The sequence below is a fragment of the Streptomyces sp. TRD_SC_5 genome, from assembly GCF_056836825.1.
Window position 1 is genome coordinate 4095589 of the sequence record NZ_JBWZZS010000001.1, and the last position, 16146, is coordinate 4111734.

General features: G+C 71.3%; 15 protein-coding genes. 7 read left to right on the top strand and 8 right to left on the bottom strand.

What is annotated here, in order from left to right:
• The first annotated feature begins 56 nt into the window (after positions 1-56).
• On the top strand, positions 57-701 hold the full coding sequence (locus tag AC1P0E_RS19080) for an HAD family hydrolase (RefSeq protein WP_482743360.1): 645 nt from the start codon (positions 57-59) through the stop codon (positions 699-701).
• Here AC1P0E_RS19080 and AC1P0E_RS19085 read toward each other — a convergent pair.
• Complete coding sequence (locus AC1P0E_RS19085; RefSeq protein ID WP_482743361.1) at positions 680-925, bottom strand: hypothetical protein; 246 nt, start codon at positions 923-925, stop codon at positions 680-682. The genes AC1P0E_RS19080 and AC1P0E_RS19085 overlap by 22 nt on opposite strands.
• Positions 926-1081: 156 nt before the next feature.
• On the opposite strand from AC1P0E_RS19085, the gene AC1P0E_RS19090 reads away from it, so the two are divergent.
• Positions 1082-1465: a cold-shock protein gene (locus AC1P0E_RS19090; protein WP_028811088.1), complete on the top strand. Its 384-nt coding sequence runs from the start codon at positions 1082-1084 to the stop codon at positions 1463-1465.
• A gap of 103 nt (positions 1466-1568) precedes the next feature.
• Here AC1P0E_RS19090 and AC1P0E_RS19095 read toward each other — a convergent pair whose 3' ends face one another.
• From AC1P0E_RS19095 to AC1P0E_RS19110, 4 genes are read right to left on the bottom strand one after another with little or no spacing between them, the layout of a single operon-like run.
• A complete protein-coding gene (locus tag AC1P0E_RS19095; RefSeq protein WP_482743362.1) occupies positions 1569-2420 on the bottom strand; it encodes a 1,4-dihydroxy-6-naphtoate synthase in 852 nt (283 codons plus the stop codon).
• Positions 2410-3075, bottom strand: coding sequence for a futalosine hydrolase (locus AC1P0E_RS19100; RefSeq protein WP_482743363.1), 666 nt, complete (start codon positions 3073-3075; stop codon positions 2410-2412). The genes AC1P0E_RS19095 and AC1P0E_RS19100 overlap by 11 nt, the downstream gene beginning before the upstream one ends.
• 2 nt (positions 3076-3077) lie before the next feature.
• Positions 3078-3572: a DUF2771 domain-containing protein gene (locus tag AC1P0E_RS19105; protein ID WP_482743364.1), complete on the bottom strand. Its 495-nt coding sequence runs from the start codon at positions 3570-3572 to the stop codon at positions 3078-3080.
• 27 nt (positions 3573-3599) lie between these two features.
• Positions 3600-4961 (bottom strand): MFS transporter, encoded by a 1362-nt coding sequence (locus AC1P0E_RS19110; protein WP_482743365.1) that lies wholly within the window; start codon positions 4959-4961, stop codon positions 3600-3602.
• Between the two features lie 393 nt (positions 4962-5354).
• On the opposite strand from AC1P0E_RS19110, the gene AC1P0E_RS19115 reads away from it, so the two are divergent.
• From AC1P0E_RS19115 to AC1P0E_RS19125, 3 genes are all read left to right on the top strand, one after another.
• Entirely contained in the window at positions 5355-6278 is a 924-nt protein-coding gene (locus AC1P0E_RS19115; RefSeq protein ID WP_482743366.1) for a DUF3027 domain-containing protein, read from the top strand.
• Between the two features lie 449 nt (positions 6279-6727).
• Positions 6728-9913, top strand: coding sequence for a sacsin N-terminal ATP-binding-like domain-containing protein (locus AC1P0E_RS19120; RefSeq protein WP_482743367.1), 3186 nt, complete (start codon positions 6728-6730; stop codon positions 9911-9913).
• Positions 9914-10020: 107 nt separating this feature from the next.
• Positions 10021-10764, top strand: coding sequence for a calcium-binding protein (locus AC1P0E_RS19125; RefSeq protein WP_482743368.1), 744 nt, complete (start codon positions 10021-10023; stop codon positions 10762-10764).
• A 34-nt stretch (positions 10765-10798) separates the two neighbouring features.
• Here AC1P0E_RS19125 and AC1P0E_RS19130 read toward each other — a convergent pair whose 3' ends face one another.
• Entirely contained in the window at positions 10799-13321 is a 2523-nt protein-coding gene (locus AC1P0E_RS19130; protein WP_482743369.1) for an HAD-IC family P-type ATPase, read from the bottom strand.
• 114 nt (positions 13322-13435) lie between these two features.
• The gene (locus tag AC1P0E_RS19135; protein WP_482743370.1) at positions 13436-13744 is read right to left on the bottom strand and encodes a DUF2530 domain-containing protein; all 309 of its coding nucleotides are present in this window, start codon (positions 13742-13744) and stop codon (positions 13436-13438) included.
• Positions 13745-13942: 198 nt separating this feature from the next.
• Here AC1P0E_RS19135 and AC1P0E_RS19140 point away from each other — a divergent pair, with 198 nt between their 5' ends.
• The gene (locus tag AC1P0E_RS19140) at positions 13943-15394 is read left to right on the top strand and encodes an NCS2 family permease (RefSeq protein ID WP_482743371.1); all 1452 of its coding nucleotides are present in this window, start codon (positions 13943-13945) and stop codon (positions 15392-15394) included.
• Here the strand turns inward: AC1P0E_RS19140 and AC1P0E_RS19145 are convergent.
• Positions 15387-15569 (bottom strand): toxin-antitoxin system HicB family antitoxin, encoded by a 183-nt coding sequence (locus tag AC1P0E_RS19145; protein WP_355720936.1) that lies wholly within the window; start codon positions 15567-15569, stop codon positions 15387-15389. The genes AC1P0E_RS19140 and AC1P0E_RS19145 overlap by 8 nt on opposite strands.
• 119 nt (positions 15570-15688) lie before the next feature.
• On the opposite strand from AC1P0E_RS19145, the gene AC1P0E_RS19150 reads away from it, so the two are divergent.
• Positions 15689-16126 (top strand): MarR family winged helix-turn-helix transcriptional regulator, encoded by a 438-nt coding sequence (locus tag AC1P0E_RS19150; RefSeq protein ID WP_138898141.1) that lies wholly within the window; start codon positions 15689-15691, stop codon positions 16124-16126.
• Positions 16127-16146 lie beyond the last annotated feature (20 nt).

Here is a 16146-nt window from a genome sequence, read left to right on the forward strand (position 1 = left end):
AGGTTGGTAAGGCTTGGCTAAGTGTACGGGTGGGCGCAGAGGCCCACGCAGGCACAATGGCCGTTATGCCTACGCACTCCGAGAAGCCCCTGCTGACCGTCGGCTTCGACCTCGACATGACGCTCATCGACTCCCGGCCCGGCATCAGGGCCGCCTACGAGGCGCTGTCGGCGGAGACCGGTGCGTACATCGACGCGGATCTGGCGATCACCCGGCTGGGGCCGCCGCTGGAGCGGGAACTGGCGTTCTGGTTCCCCGAGGAGCGCATCCAGGAGATGGGCGACCGCTACCGCGAGATCTATCCGACGTACGCGATCACGCCAACTCCCGCGATGCCCGGAGCCCGCGAGGCAGTGGCCGCGGTACGGGCGGCGGGCGGCCGCGCGATCGTCGTCACGGCCAAGCACGAGCCGAACGCCAAGCTCCACCTCGCGCACCTCGGCATCGAGCCGGACGCGGTCATCGGCTGGCTGTGGGCGGAGGCCAAGGCGGAGGCGCTGCGCGAGTACGGCGCCTCGGTGTACGTCGGCGACCACGTGGGTGACGTACGCGGCGCGCGGGCGGCGGACGCGTTGTCGGTGGCCGTGCCGACGGGGCCGTGCGATGCGGTTGAGCTGCGGGAAGCCGGTGCGGACGTGGTCCTGGACGACCTCACGGCCTTCCCGGCCTGGCTGACTTCCTATTGCGCAGAACGTGCCTGACGGCGCTGCGCGGCGATCGACCTGAGCACCCCGGCGGCGGCGATCACGAAGCCGGCGCCCATCAGCATGCAGACGGCGTAGGCGATCGGCGGGAAGGGCTCAGTGCCGAGGAAGAGCGGGGCCACAGTGACCAGAGTGGCCAGTGCGCCGACGAAGAAGACGATCGCGCCGGCACGTACCAGCCGGTCACCTGCGCCGGCCTCGGCCGATTGGGTTTCAGTCATCACCTGGCCAGGGTAGTTCCCTGCCCGGAGGAACCGCCCGGCGACGTCTTGTCACCAGCCCCTGGACCATTAGCCTTGGGGGATGGCGGGTCCTACGACCCGCTGTAGTGCTATCCAGAGCTGTTTTCAACGACAAGTACGAGGACGAGGACAGACGTGCCTACCGGCAAGGTCAAGTGGTTCAACAGTGAGAAGGGCTTCGGCTTTCTCTCCCGCGACGACGGCGGCGACGTCTTCGTTCACTCGTCGGTGCTCCCTGCCGGAGTCGACGCCCTGAAGCCCGGCCAGCGCGTCGAGTTCGGCGTCGTGGCGGGTCAGCGCGGCGACCAGGCGCTTTCGGTGACGATCCTCGACCCGACCCCGTCCGTCGCTGCCGCGCAGCGCCGCAAGCCCGACGAACTGGCGTCGATCGTCCAGGACCTGACGACACTTCTGGAGAACATCACCCCGGCGCTGGAGCGCGGCCGCTACCCGGACAAGGCGGCGGGCGCGAAGATCGCCGGTCTTCTGCGCGCGGTGGCCGACCAGCTGGACGTGTAACGCGGGGCAGCCCCCGTCCCCGTTTTTGTCCTCAAGCGCCGGGCGGGCTGAAGAGTTGCCGCGGCAGCATCCAGCCCGTACGGCGTTCGAGGACCGGGGTCCCTTACTCGAACGCCAGCGCGTCGTGCGGCAGCGGCGGGACCAGGCCCTCGGCGGCCGCGCGCGTGAGAAGCCCCCGCACGGCCGCGTAGCCGCTCTCGCCCAGATCCGCCGTGAACTCGTTCACGTACAGCCCGATGTGCTGGTCCGCCACCGCCGGGTCCATCTCCTGGGCGTGCTCGAGTACGTACGGCCGCGACACCAGCGGGTCGTCCCAGGCCATCCGCACCGACTCCCGCGCCGCGTCCGCCAGCTGCCGCAGCCGCTCCGCGCCCAGCGAGCGCTTCGCGATGATCGCGCCCAGCGGGATCGGCAGGCCGGTCGTGTTCTCCCAGTGCTCGCCCATGTCGGCGAGGGAGTGCAGCCCGTAGTCCTGGTACGTGAAGCGCGCCTCGTGGATGACGAGCCCCGCGTCGACCTTGCCGTCGCGCACCGCCGGCATGATCTCGTGGAACGGCATGACGACGATCTCGCCGACCCCGCCCGGCACGACATCCGCCGCCCACAGCCGGAACAGCAGATACGCCGTCGAACGCTCGCTCGGCACGGCGACCCGCTTGCCGGTCAGGTCGACGCCCGCCTCGCGCGTCAGCACCAGCGGCCCGCAGCCCCGCCCGAGCGCCCCGCCGCACGGCAGCAGCGCGTACTCCTCCAGGACCCAGGGCAGCACGGCGTACGACACCTTCAGTACGTCGAACTCCCCGCGCTCGGCCATCCCGTTGGTGATGTCGATGTCCGCGAACGTCACGTCGAGCGCGGGCGCTCCCGGCACGCGGCCGTGCGCCCACGCGTCGAAGACGAAGGTGTCGTTCGGGCAGGGCGAGTAGGCGATCTTCAGCGGCGCGTCAGTGGTCATCGTCTGCATCCCAGCCTTCGAGTACGGGCACGAGCTTCCCGAACGCCCCGGTGAGCGCCTCCAGCGCCTCCCCGATGCGCCAGGCCGCCCGGTCGCGGGGTCCCACGGTGTTCGACACCGCACGGATCTCCAGCACGGGCACGCCGTGCTGCGCGGCGGCCTCGGCGACGCCGAAGCCCTCCATCGCCTCGGCGGCGGCGTACGCGTGCCGGGTGAGCAGTTCAGTGGCGCGGGCGGCGGTGCCGGTCACGGTGGAGACGGTCAGCACGGTGCCGGTGACCGCGCCGGTCGCGTCGGCCACGGCCCGTACGAGCGCGGCGGGCGGCAGGTGCTCCACGGCGCCGAAGCCGAGGGCGGTCACCGGGAGGTAGCCGTCGGGGGTCTCGGCGCCCAGATCGGCGGCGACGATCGCGTCGGCGACGACGAGGGAGGCGAGCGGCGCCACCTGGCCGAAGCCGCCGCCGATACCGGCGGAGATCACCAGCCCGTACGGGCGAGTCGCGGGCGCCAGCGCCAGTGCGGTGGCGGTCCTGGCGGCGGCAGCGGCGGGGCCGACGCCGGCGGCGACGACATCGACGTCGTCCGCATCGGGCCCCAACGCACGCGTGACCGCGTCCCGCTCTGCGGGGACCGCGGTCACGACCAGTACACGCATCGTCAGGAGGTCTTCTCCAGCTTGAAGTGCCAGATGCCGGTGAGCTTCTTGCCCTTGGTCTCGACGACGCTGACCTGCGCCTCGTCGGGGCTCGGCGTACCCGGCTGCTGCTGTTGCTGCTGGGCGAAGAAGGCGCTGCCCGGGATGGTCCGGTACGTCTTCTTGAACGGCTCCTGCTCGGCCTGCTGGCCGTTGATGAAGAGCGTCCAGCCCTTGTCGGCGATCTCGGGGTCGACGCCGAAGCGGACCTTGTCGTCCATGGCGACCTTGACGGTCTTCTCGGCCTTCTTGTTCAGGCAGTCCTGGAGCAGGGATTCCTTGATCGCGGCGCCGTCGTTGTAGCACGAGGCCTCGGTGTGCACCGAGTCCGTGCCGACCGTCACGGTCGCGAGCGGCGTCGGCTTGTCGCAGGCGGACAGGACGAGGAGTCCGGCCGACACGGCACCGATCACGGTGGCGGTGCGGCGGGCCTTACCAGAGGGGAGCGCAACGGTCATGGGGCGAAGGTTATCGCCCGTCCCGCCTCATGCCACGCGGGGGTGCGGCGAGCCGCGCCGGGCCGCACTCAGGAGGCCCCGTACGGACAGGGCCGCGCCGGTCGCGAGGAGGCCGGCCGCGACCGACATGCCGAGGGAGCCGTTCAGCGGCAGGGCGATCCCGATGGCGCCGCCCACCACCCAGGCCATCTGGAGCAGCGTCTCCGACCGGGCGAAGGCCGACGTACGTACCTCCTCCGGTACGTCCCGCTGGATCATCGCGTCGAGTGAGAGCTTGGCCAGCGCCTGGCAGAGGCCGGCCGTCGCGCCGAGCACCGCCACCATCAGTCCGCCGAAGAACACCGCCGCACCGATGGCCACGCCGAGCGTCAGTGTCAGCACCGTCGCGATGATCACCTCGGGGCCGCGGGACTTGAGCAGGGCCCCGATGGCCGTCCCGCAGGCGTTGCCCACCCCGGCCGAGACGCCGACGACCGCCAGTGACACGGCCGCGCTCTGCCCGGACAGCGGGTGCTCGCGGATCAGGAACGCCAGAAAGAAGATCAGGAAGCCGGAGAGGGCGCGATGCGCCGCGTTGGCCTGGAGGCCGTGCAGTACGGAGGGGCCGACGGTCCGCAGGCCGGGCCGGCGCGGCGCGTGCCCGTGCTCCAGGAGCATGGCCTTCCGCTCGCCCTTCGCGGAGTCCACCTTGTGCGGCATCGTGAAGGCCAGGACCGTACCGGCGACGAACAGGACGAACGCGCCGTACAGCGGCCAGGCGGGACCGATTTGCTGGAGCCCCACCCCTATGGGCGCGGCGGCGCCCGTCGCGAGCAGCCCGGCGAGGGTCACCCGTGAGTTCGCCTTCACGAGGGAGAAGCGGGGCGGGAGGAGGCGCGGGACGACGGCGCTCCGTACGACGCCGTACGCCTTCGAGGACACCAGTACGCCAAGTGCCGCCGGATAGAGCTCCAGGCCGCCCGTCGCGACCGCGCCCGACAGCGTGAGCGCGAGCAGCGCGCGGGCCAGCATCGCACCGGCCATCGCGGCTCGGCGGCCGTGCGGGATCCGGTCCAGGAGGGGGCCGATCACCGGGGCGAGGAGGGTGAAGGGAGCCATCGTGATGGCGAGGTAAAGGGCCACACGGCCCCGTGCCTCGTCCGTGGGGACGGAGAAGAAGACGGTGGAGGCGAGGGCGACTGTGATCATGACGTCGCCCGCGCCGTTCACGGCGTGCAGCTCGATCAGCTTGCCCAGGCCCGACTCGCCCGCGCCGTGCGCGTGCGTGGCGCGGCGGATTCCCTTCGCCGTACCGGTGAAGGGCAGGTGCAGGGCACGGCCGACCGCCCGGCCCGTCCTGCGCAGTGGACTCAGTGGACCGGATTCGTCGGACGACTTTGCGGCAGCCACCCCGTCATAGTGCCCCAAGCTCTCCGGGTCGAACGGGAAACGTGGCGGACGGCGCAGGTGAACCACCACTCCGGGCATTTGGGACGCCTTGCCGATCTCCGCACCGGATCTCTCGGGCCTTCCCGACGCAAAGACGGGCGTGCAGGTGGGCCGGGGGCGGCAGAGGGGGTAGCGTGCGTAGCGCGCCACCGGCGGTTGTCCTCGGCCGCGCGCCTCTCCATCATCCCGCAGAATGGGTGTTGGAAAGTGCGCCCGAGACCGAGACCAGGTCGGGCGCGGACGTCGACGCGGCCCTTTGGTCCGCTCCGCCCGCAGCTCGCACCTCGTATCTCGTACCTCGTACGGGCATCCGTTGGCGCACCCGTGAGACGGCGTAGGAGAGAAGCGAGACCTGTGAGTGCTGCGACGACGCGAAGCCGAACCCCTGACCGCCTGTGCGCCGAGGCGGTAGACCTTGCCCGGTCGGCGGCCGAGGAGGCCGCCTTTCCCGGGGTGGTCGGCGAGCATGTCTCCCTCTTCGCCGAGGGCGACCGGGTGGTCACCCACCTCTTCGAATGCAAGGAATCCGGATACCGGGGCTGGCGCTGGGCGGTGACGGTCACCCGCGCCTCGCGGGCCAAGCTGATCACCCTCGACGAGACGGTCCTCCTGCCGGGGCCGGACTCGTTGCTGGCGCCGGAGTGGGTGCCGTGGAGCGAGCGGCTGCGGCCCGGGGACATGGGTCCCGGCGACCTGCTCCCCACCGAGGCGGAGGATCTGCGCCTGGAGCCGGGCTACACGGGCGAGGACGTGCCGCCGCCGGACTCGGCGGTCTCGGAGGAGATGGCGGAGCTCGTCGAGGCGGAGGACGCGGAGGTCGCGGGCGGGGCGCCGGCGACGTTGCCACTGGTTCCTTCGCGGGGTTCGATCGCGGCGGTCGCCGAGGAGCTCGGGATGCGCCGGGCGCGCGTCCTGTCGCGGTACGGGCTGCACATCGCGGCGGACCGCTGGGACGAGGCGTACGGCGCGAAGACCCCGATGGCGCAGGCGGCGCCGGCGACGTGTGTCTCGTGCGCTTTCCTCGTGCCGCTGGCGGGGTCGCTGCGGCAGGCGTTCGGTGTCTGCGCGAACGAGTACTCGCCGGCGGACGGGCGGGTCGTTTCGCTCGCTTACGGCTGTGGGGGCCACTCGGAGGCGGCGGTCATGCCGAAGCCGTTGCGGCCTGCGCCGCCGGTGCTGGACTCGATGGCTTCGGACGCGTTTCCGCTGCGCCCGGACCCGGAGGGCGGCTCGGTCCCGGCCACGCCGGACCCGACGGAGGACTTGGGCCACTCCTGACCCCACCAGGGAATCCCGCTGCGCGGAGCCTTTTCCCCGACCCGCCCCTTCCCGCAACTGGGGCGCTGCCCCAGACCCCGGTCCTCAAACGCCGCGGCCGGCCGCGCGCGGCAAAATCCAGCCCGTCCGGCGTTTGAGGACACGCCCGTAGGGCGTCCGGGGGTCTGGGGGCTTGCCCCCAGTTCGGGAAGGGGCGGGTCGGGGAAAGCCCCGCGCAGCGGCTCCCCCACGGCACCCCCGGGCCCGCACCGGCAGCGCACCCACGAGCGGCTCCCCCGCTGCACCCGGGCTTGCAACAGGCAGCGTCCGCGTACCCCACCCCGCGACCCGGCCGGCGCGTGGCGGTCGCGCGGCCGTCCGCGCGGGATACTTGCGCCCCGTAGACGCGGGTAGGCGTCAGTAGCGAGCGAGCGATCAGCATCCGTACCAAAAGACGAGCGGAGACAAGCGTGAGCGTCAGGGCCACCGACGAGGCCGACCCCTTCGGGACGGCGCGGCTGCGACGCGGGGTGCTCGACGCGTGGAGCGCGAGCCCCGCCCGCTTCCGTGAGGACGCCAACGCCGAGGAGGATCTCGCCCTCGGTGGCTACCGCGACCGCCTCGTCGTCGAGCTGGCCCAGAACGCCGCCGACGCCGCCGCCCGAGCCGGCGTGACCGGCCGGCTCCGCCTCACCCTGCACGCCGCCACCGCGGACGCCCCGGCGATCCTCGCCGCCGCCAACACCGGCGCCCCCCTCGACGCCGCCGGCGTCGAATCGCTCAGCACGCTGCGGGCGTCCGCCAAGCGCGAGGACACGGACGGTGCGGTCGGCCGCTTCGGAGTCGGGTTCGCAGCGGTGCTCGCCGTCAGCGACGAGCCCGCCGTCCTCGGCCGGCACGGCGGCGTCCGCTGGTCCCTGGCCGAGGCCAGGGAACTGGCCGTACAGGCCGCCTCCACCCCCGTACAGGCCGCCGGCACCGCACCCGGGCTCGGCGAAGAGCTGCGGCGCCGCGACGGCCACGTGCCCCTGCTGCGCCTCCCGCTCCCCGCCGAAGGTTCCGCCCCCGGCGGCTACGACACCGTCGTGGTCCTGCCGCTGCGCGACGGCGGCGCCGTGGACCTCGCCCAGCACCTCCTCGAAGCCATCGACGACGCGCTGCTGCTGACCCTGCCCGGCCTCGCCGAGATCGTCGTCGAAACCCCGGACGGCACCACCCGGACGATGACGCGCTCCGTGCAGGACGCGTACGTACACATCGACGACACCGCACGCCGCACCACGCAGGCCACCCAGGCCGCCCAGGCCCCACAAGCCACCCGCACCACCCGCTGGCGCACCGTCACCCGCTCGGGCGCCCTCCGGCCCGCCCTCCTCGCCGACCGGCCCGTCGAAGAGCGCCTGCGCCCCCACTGGGCCATCACCTGGGCCGTCCCGGTGGACAGCGAGGGCGCGCCGCAGCGGCCCGGCACCGCGCCTGTCGTGCACGCCCCGACCCCGACCGACGAACCCCTCGGCGTACCGGCCCTCCTCATCGCGTCGTTGCCGCTGGACACCACCCGCCGCCACCCCGCGCCGGGCCCGCTGACCGACTTCCTCGTGCAGCGCGCCGCCGACGCGTACGCCGAACTGCTCGGCGACTGGGAGCCGGTGTCCACCGGGACCGTCGACCTCGTCCCCGGCCCGCTCGGCAAGGGCGAGCTGGACGGCGCCCTGCGCGCCGCCGTCATCGAGCGGCTGCCCCGCGTCGCGTTCCTCGCGCCGGCCGTGCCGTCCGAGGAACTCACCGCGCTTCGGCCGTTCGAGGCGGAGGTCGTCGAGGGCGCGGGCGCCGACACCGTCCGCGTGATGGCCGAAGTACTGCCGACCCTCCTGCCGGCAGGTCTCGAACGCCGCGCCGAGCTGCGCACCCTCGGCGTCGGCCGCCTGCCGCTCGGCGATGCCATCGAGCGCCTCGCGGGCGCCGAGCGCGACCCGTCCTGGTGGCGGCGGCTGTACGAGTCGCTGGCCGGCGTCGACCCGGACCGCCTCTCCGGGCTGCCGGTGCCGCTCGCAAGTGGCCGCACGGTCATCGGCCCCCGGCAGGTCCTGCTGCCCCTGTCCAACGACGCGGACGCCGCCGCCCCCGAGCAGCTCGCCCGCCTCGGCCTCAAGGTCGCCCACCCCGACGCGACCCACCCCCTCCTCGAAAAGCTCGGCGCGCTCCCCGCCACGCCCCGCGCGGTCCTGACCACCCCCCAGGTGCGGGCCGCCGTCGCCGCCTCCATGGACGAGGGCGGCCAGATCTGGGACGAGGACGCTCCCGACGCCGAGGAGCTGGCGGAAACCGTCCTGGCGCTCGTACGGGACGCGGACCTGTCGCCCGGCGACGAGCCGTGGCTCGGCGCGCTCGCGCTGACCGACGAGGACGGCGAACTCGCGCCCGCCGGTGAACTCGTCCTCCCCGACAGCCCGTTCGCCCAGATCATGCGCGAGGGCGAGCTGGCCCTGTGCGACACCGAACTGGCCGCCCGCTGGGGCGAGCAGCCGCTCACCGCCTGTGGCGTCCTGGCCACGTTCGCGCTCGTACGCACCACCGACATCGTCCTGGACCCGGACGAATTCGAGCCGCGAGACGGCGACTTCGCCGAGCCCGACGACGCCGCTCTGCTCGACGCCGTGGACGTGTGGTGCGAGGACATCCTCGACCAGCTGCCCGAGACCTCCGTGCCGCCGGTCGCCACCGAGATCGTCGCCGTACGGGACCTGGACCTGGTCGACGACGACAAGTGGCCGCAGGCCCTCGCGCTGCTCGCCCAGCCGCCGCTGCGGGACGCGCTGACCCAGCCCGTGCGCGTACTGCTGCCGGACGGGACGACGGAGTCCGTACGCCCGTACACCGCGTGGTGGCTGCGCGACCACCCCGTGCTCGACGGCCGCCGTCCCGCCGGTCTGCGGTCCGCCGGGGGCGACCCGCTCCTGGACGGCCTCTACACCTCCGCGAACGCCACCGGCTTCGACGACGAGCAGGTGCTGAGGGCACTTGGCGTACGGACCTCCGTGCCGGCGCTGCTGGACGAGCCCGGCGGCGCGGCCGAGCTCCTCGGCCGCCTCGCGGACCCGGACCGTACGGTCACCGGACGCCAACTCCACGCCCTGTACGGCGCCCTGGCGGACCTCGACCCCGAGCAGGTCACGCTCCCTGACGAGCTGCGCGCGGTCGTGGACGGCGAGGTGCGGGTGGTCGACGCGGCGGACGCGGTGGTCGCGGACGCCCCCGACCTGCTGCCGCTCACCTCCGCGCTGCCGCTGCTGCCGGTGGCCCCCTCCCGCGCCGCCGACCTGGCCGAACTCCTCCAGGTGCGCCGCCTCAGTGAGTCGGCGGAGGCCGAGGTGACGTCGGAGGGCGTGGAGCGAGAGGTTCCGGAAGCTGTACGGGTGCTGCTCGGTGCGGGCACCCCGGCGACGTATATCGAACACGAGGAACTCCGCGCGGGTGGAGTCGAGCTGGACTGGCGCCGTACCTCCGACGGAGTCGTCCACGCGGCGACGCTGGAGGGAGTGGCGGCGGGTCTTGCCTGGTCGGCGGGGCAGTGGCCGCGTCGTTTCGAGGTGGCCGCGTTGATCGAAGACCCGTCGCGGACGGAAGAACTGGCACGGGACCGCTGGTTCGACTGATTAATTGTTTACGAACTCTCCGCCGAATCCCTACACTTCGTTCGACACTTCGAGATCCCGCCGGGGGGAAACGCGGCGGGATCGCACAACTGTGGGGAAATAAATACATGCGCGTACGTGCCACTGTGGCCGCCGTTTCGGGCGCCCTGGCCCTGTCCGCCCTCGCCGTCCCGGCCGCCCAGGCAGACGGTCACGAGGGTGACATCACGATCACGAGAGTGGTCGTCAACGGCGGCAAGAACGTCGTGGTCGGCACCACCGACGCCAAGACGTTCACCGTCGCGGTCACCGCGTCGGACAACTCCGGTATCAAGGAAGCGGACCTCACCCTCTTCGGCCCCGGCTACGGCATGCTGGAGCCCACCTCCACCACCTGCTCGGGCAGCACCTGCACCGGCAAGTTCACGGTCGACCCCCGTGTCGACCTGGCCGGCTCGAACGACCAGGCCGGTACCTGGTACGTCGACGCCTGGGTGGACGCGAACGACGAGGACTACATCTGGAAGGAGAAGGCCGGTTCCTTCAAGCTGCAGCGCGCTTCGAAGCTCACGGCCAACGCCTCCCCGGAGCCGGTCGTCAAGGGCAAGACCATCACGATCACGGGCAAGCTGACCCGCGCCAACTGGGACAGCTTCACGTACAAGGGCTACACCGCCCAGCCGGCGAAGCTCCAGTTCCGCAAGGCCGGCACCACCACGTACAGCACCGTCAAGACGGTGAACACGAACAGCACCGGCAACCTGAAGACCACCGTCACCGCCGCCTCGGACGGCTACTGGCGCTGGACCTACGCGGGTTCGTCGACGACCGCCCCGGTCACGGCCGCCGGCGACTACCTCGACGTGCGCTAAGCACCACCCGAGCACACCCGGGCAGTAACCCCCGCTACGCGGGAAAGCGGCGGCCGACCCAGCGCCACACCAGCTCCAGGGCGGCCGCCGCCACCGCCGAGACGCCCACCGCCGTCCACGGCATCGTCGTACCGACCAGCCTCAGTGCGAAGAAGTCCTGGAGCCACGGCACCACGAGCACGATCACGAAGCAGAGACTCATCGTGGCCACCAGGCCGACCCGCCACCAGGTGTACGGGCGGGCGATGATCGCCAGTACCCAGATCGACACCAGGAAAAGCGTCAGCGTCGCCACGCTCGTCTCGGCGGACAGGGCGTCCGGGCCCGAGTAGTGGGTGCGGGCGAGCAGGTACGTACAGAAGGTCGCGGACGCGGCGATGATGCCGCCGGGGATCGAGTACCGCATCACCCTGCGGACGAAGTTCGGCTGGGCCCGCTCCTTGTTGGGCGCCAGCGCCAGGAAGAACGCCGGGACGCCGATCGTCAGCGTCGACAGCAGAGTCAAGTGCCGTGGCAGGAACGGGTACTCGACCTGCGAGCAGACCACCAGGATCGCCAGCAGCACCGAGTAGACCGTCTTCGTCAGGAAGAGGGTCGCGACCCGCGTGATGTTGCCGATGACCCGGCGTCCCTCGGCCACCACCGACGGCAGCGTCGCGAAGCTGTTGTTGAGCAGCACGATCTGCGCGACCGCCCGCGTCGCCTCCGACCCGGACCCCATCGCGACCCCGATGTCGGCGTCCTTGAGCGCGAGTACGTCGTTGACGCCGTCACCGGTCATCGCGACCGTGTGGCCCTTCGACTGGAGCGCCGCCACCATCTCGCGCTTCTGCCGCGGGGTGACCCGGCCGAAGACCGCGTTCTCGTCCAGCGCCCGGGCCATGTCCGCCCGCTCGGCGGGCAGCGTGCGGGCGTCGACGGTGTTCGCGGCGCCCGGCATGTCGAGCTTGGCCGCCACCGCGCCGACGGACACCGCGTTGTCCCCGGAGATGACCTTCGTGGAGACATCCTGGTCGGCGAAGTACTGGAGAGTGTCGGCGGCATCGGGGCGCAGCCGCTGCTCCAGTACGACCAGGGCGGTCGCGCGCGAGCCGTCCGCGACCCGTGGGTCGTCGAGGCCTTCCGGCTCGCCGGTGACGCGGGTCAGCAGCAGGACGCGCAGGCCCTGCTGGTTGAGCAGGTCGATCTCGTCGAGGTACGGGTCGCCCTTCGGCAGCAGCACATCGGGTGCGCCGAGCAGCCACGAGCTGCTGCTGCCGTCGCCCTCGCTGAAGCTGGCCCCGCTGTACTTGCGCGCGGACGAGAAGGGGAGCGACTGCGTACAGCGCCAGGAGTCGGTGTCCGGGTAGGCGTTCTTGATCGCCAGAAGGCTGGCGTTCGGCCGCGGGTCGGACTCGCCGAGGGCGCCGAGCACGCTGTGTACGTACGCCTCCTCGGGGCCGGGGCCGGGGCCGGGGCCGGAGCCCGAGTCCGAACCGGAGCCGGAGTCCGAGCCGGGTCCGGAGTCCGAGCCGGGTCCGGAGCGTGATCCCGCGCCCGAGCCGGCGTCCGATCCCGCGCCCGAGCCGTTCAGGGTCCGCACCTCGGTGACGTCCATGCCGCCCTCGGTGAGCGTGCCCGTCTTGTCCAGGCAGACCACGTCGACCCGCGCGAGGCCCTCGATCGCGGGCAGCTCCTGCACGAGGCACTGCTTGCGGCCGAGCCTGATCACACCGACCGCGAAGGCCACCGAGGTGAGCAGTACCAGGCCCTCGGGGATCATCGGGACGATGCCGCCGACCGTGCGCGCGATCGAGTTCCTGAGCTCGTTCTCCTTGACGACCAGCTGGCTGATGATGAGGCCGATCGAGGTCGGAATCATCAGCCATGTCACGAACTTGAGGATCTGGTTGATACCGCTGCGCAGCTCCGAGTGGACGAGCGTGAAGCGGGACGCCTCCTCGGCGAGCTGGGTGGCGTACGCCTCGCGGCCGACCTTGGTGGCGGTGAACGCGCCGCCGCCCGCAACGACGAAGCTGCCGGACATCACCTGCTCGCCGGGCTGCTTGAGCACCGGGTCGGCCTCACCCGTGAGGAGCGACTCGTCGACCTCCAGGCTGTCCGTCTCGACGACCTCGCCGTCCACGACGACCTTGTCGCCGGGCCCGAGTTCCACCAGGTCGCCGAGCACGATCTCCGAGGTCGACACCTCGGCGGAGACCCCGTCGCGGCGCACCTGCGGTCTGGCCTCGCCGATGACGGCGAGGCTGTCCAGGGTCTTCTTGGCGCGCAGCTCCTGGATGATGCCGATCGCGGTGTTGGCGACGATGACGAAGCCGAAGAGGCTGTCCTGGATCGGCGCGACGAAGAGCATGATCACCCACAGCACGCCGATGATCGCGTTGAAGCGGGTGAAGACGTTGGACCGGATGATCTCGGCGGCGGAGCGCGAACTGCGCAGCGGTACGTCGTTGACCTCGCCCCGCGCGACCCGCTCGGCGACCTCGGCGGCAGTGAGTCCGGTGGGCCTCGGCCCCGCGACGGCCCCGTCCGTGTCGATCTCTGCCCGCTGCGTCATGGTTTCGACGGTACGGCCGGATGTGCTGATTGACCCGTCGAGTGCCGGAAGACCGGACCGGAGGATGACGGCGGGGCGGCGGGGATGGCCCTGGGTCGTACGGAGCCCGTTACTTCAGGGGGTTTCGCGTTCCGTCTCGGCCGTCTCGGCCGCCTGCGCAGCCTTCGCGGCCGCCTGCGCCGCTTCCGCGCGCTTGATCGCCGCTGCGCGCCCGCGCACGTACCAAATGCCGATCAGTCCGAGTCCGGCGCCGGCCAGGCAGGTCCACACCCACCACGTCCAGCCGCGGTCGTCGAACCAGCTGTAGAAGGGGAGCTGCACGAGGAAGAGGGCGAACCAGAGGATCGTGCCGCCGACGACGGTGGCGACGACGGGCCCCTCAAGGGGGTCGGGTGCCTCGTGCTTGGGGGTCCACTTCGCCATGGGGACAGTGTAGGCGGCACCCCCACGGGCGCGGCGGGGCCAGTGGGCCCAAGGGTCTACGCGCGGAGATAGCGATCTTTCCCTTATGTATTCATACTGAAACGGCTTTGGTCTGACTGGTTTTGTTCGTCTGAACATCCAGGGTCGACCACTTCCAGGGCACTCCCTTAGCTTCCCTTCTTCCGCATGAGGTCACGCATGTCTCCCTCGGCCACGGCTCCGGTCGACCCCAAGCAGCCGCCGTCTCCCTCGGAGCCGCAGAACGGTCTCGACCGCTTCTTCAAGATCTCCGAGCGGGGCTCCACCGTCGCGCGCGAGATCCGGGGCGGCCTCGCGACCTTCTTCGCGATGGCCTACATCATCGTGCTGAACCCGATCATCCTCGGCAGCGCGAAGGACATGTACGGGCACCAGCTCGACGGCGGCCAGCTGGTCACCGCCACCGTGCTGACCGCCGCGTTCTCCACGCTGCTGATGGGCGTCATCGGCAACGTGCCGATCGCGCTCGCGGCCGGCCTCGGCGTCAACACCGTCGTCGCGCTCCAGCTCGCGCCCCGCATGAGCTGGGCCGACGCGATGGGCATGGTCGTACTCGCCGGATTCGTCGTGATGCTGCTCGTCGCGACCGGCCTGCGTGAGCGCGTGATGAGCGCGGTGCCGATCAGCCTGCGCAAGGGCATCGCGATCGGCATCGGTCTCTTCATCATGCTGATCGGCCTCGTCGACTCGGGCTTCGTCTCGCGCATGCCGGACGCCGCCCACACCACCGTGCCGCTCCAGCTCGGCGCGGACGGCCACCTCAACGGCTGGCCGGTGCTCGTCTTCGTACTCGGCGTACTGCTCACGCTCGCGCTGATCGTCCGCAAGGTACCGGGCGCGATCCTCATCTCGATCGTCGTGATGACCGGCCTCGCGCTGATCGTCAACGCGATCGCCGACATCCCGTCGTGGGGCCTCACCACCCCGGAGTGGCCCGGCAACCCGGTGGCCTCGCCCGACTTCGGTCTGGTCGGCCAGGTGAGCCTGTTCGGCGGCTTCGAGAAGGTCGGTCTGCTGACCGGCGTCCTCTTCGTCTTCACCGTGCTGCTGTCCTGCTTCTTCGACGCGATGGGCACGATCCTCGGCGTCAGCGACGAGGCCAAGCTGCTGGACGAGAAGGGCAACCTGCCCGGCGTCAACAAGGTGCTGCTCATCGACGGCATCGCCGTCGCCGCAGGCGGCGCCACTTCCAGCTCCGCGACCACCTGCTTCGTGGAGTCCACCGCCGGTGTCGGCGAGGGCGCGCGCACGGGCCTGGCGAACGTCGTCACCGGCGGCCTCTTCGCCGTAGGACTGTTCCTGACGCCGCTGGTCACGATGGTTCCGTCGCAGGCGGCCACGCCCGCCCTGCTGGCGGTCGGCTTCCTGATCCTGTCGGGCTCGGTCAAGGACATCGACTGGAGCGACTACACGCTCGCGATCCCGGCGTTCCTGACCATGGTGATGATGCCGTTCACGTACTCGATCACGAACGGCATCGGCATCGGCTTCGTCGCCTTCTGCGTGCTGCGCCTGGCGGCGGGGCGCGGGCGCGAGGTGCCGATCGCGATGTACGCGGTGTCGGCGGTCTTCGCCTTCTACTACCTGATGCCGGCGCTGCAACTCACGTAAGGCCGTAGAACTTCTCTGTCTCGTCGACCGCCGTCTTGAAGCGCTCGTCGAAGTCGTCGCGAATGAGCGTCCGGACCACATAGTCCTGGACGCTCATTCCGCGTTTGGCGGCATGGTCCCGGAGGCGGTCGTGCAGCTCACCGTCTATTCGCAGGCTGAGCACTGTCGATCCCATGGGGACAGCGTCGCGGCCCGCCCCCGGGCGGCGCGTCACTTTCCGGAGCGATCTCACTCGTATGGGTGATGGGTCGATACGGGTGGTCTTTAGTGTGGGTAATGAGTTACGCTAAATACATGCCTGACCTGTCGCACGACGGCAACGCTGCCGCTGTGAACTCCCTTCGCTCGGCCGTCATGCGGCTGGGCCGGCGCCTGAAGCATCAGCGCGTCGACGAATCGCTGAGCCCCACCGAGATGTCGGTGCTCGGCACCCTCGCTCGTTGCGGCTCCGCCACCCCCGGTGAGCTGGCCCGCAAGGAGCATGTGCAGCCGCCCTCGATGACCCGCATCGTGGCGCTGCTCGAAGCCAAGGGACTGGTCAGGCTGGAGCCGCATCCCGACGACCGCCGGCAGAAGGTGGTCAGCCAGACCGAGACCGCCGAGGCGATGCTCGAAGAGAGCCGCCGCAAGCGGAACGCCTGGCTGGCCGGCCTCGCCGAGGGCCTGGACGAGGACGAATGGGCGAAGCTGCGCGCTGCCGCCCCCGTTCTGGAGAAGCTCGCACACCTCTGACCCACACCCCTGACCCCGCG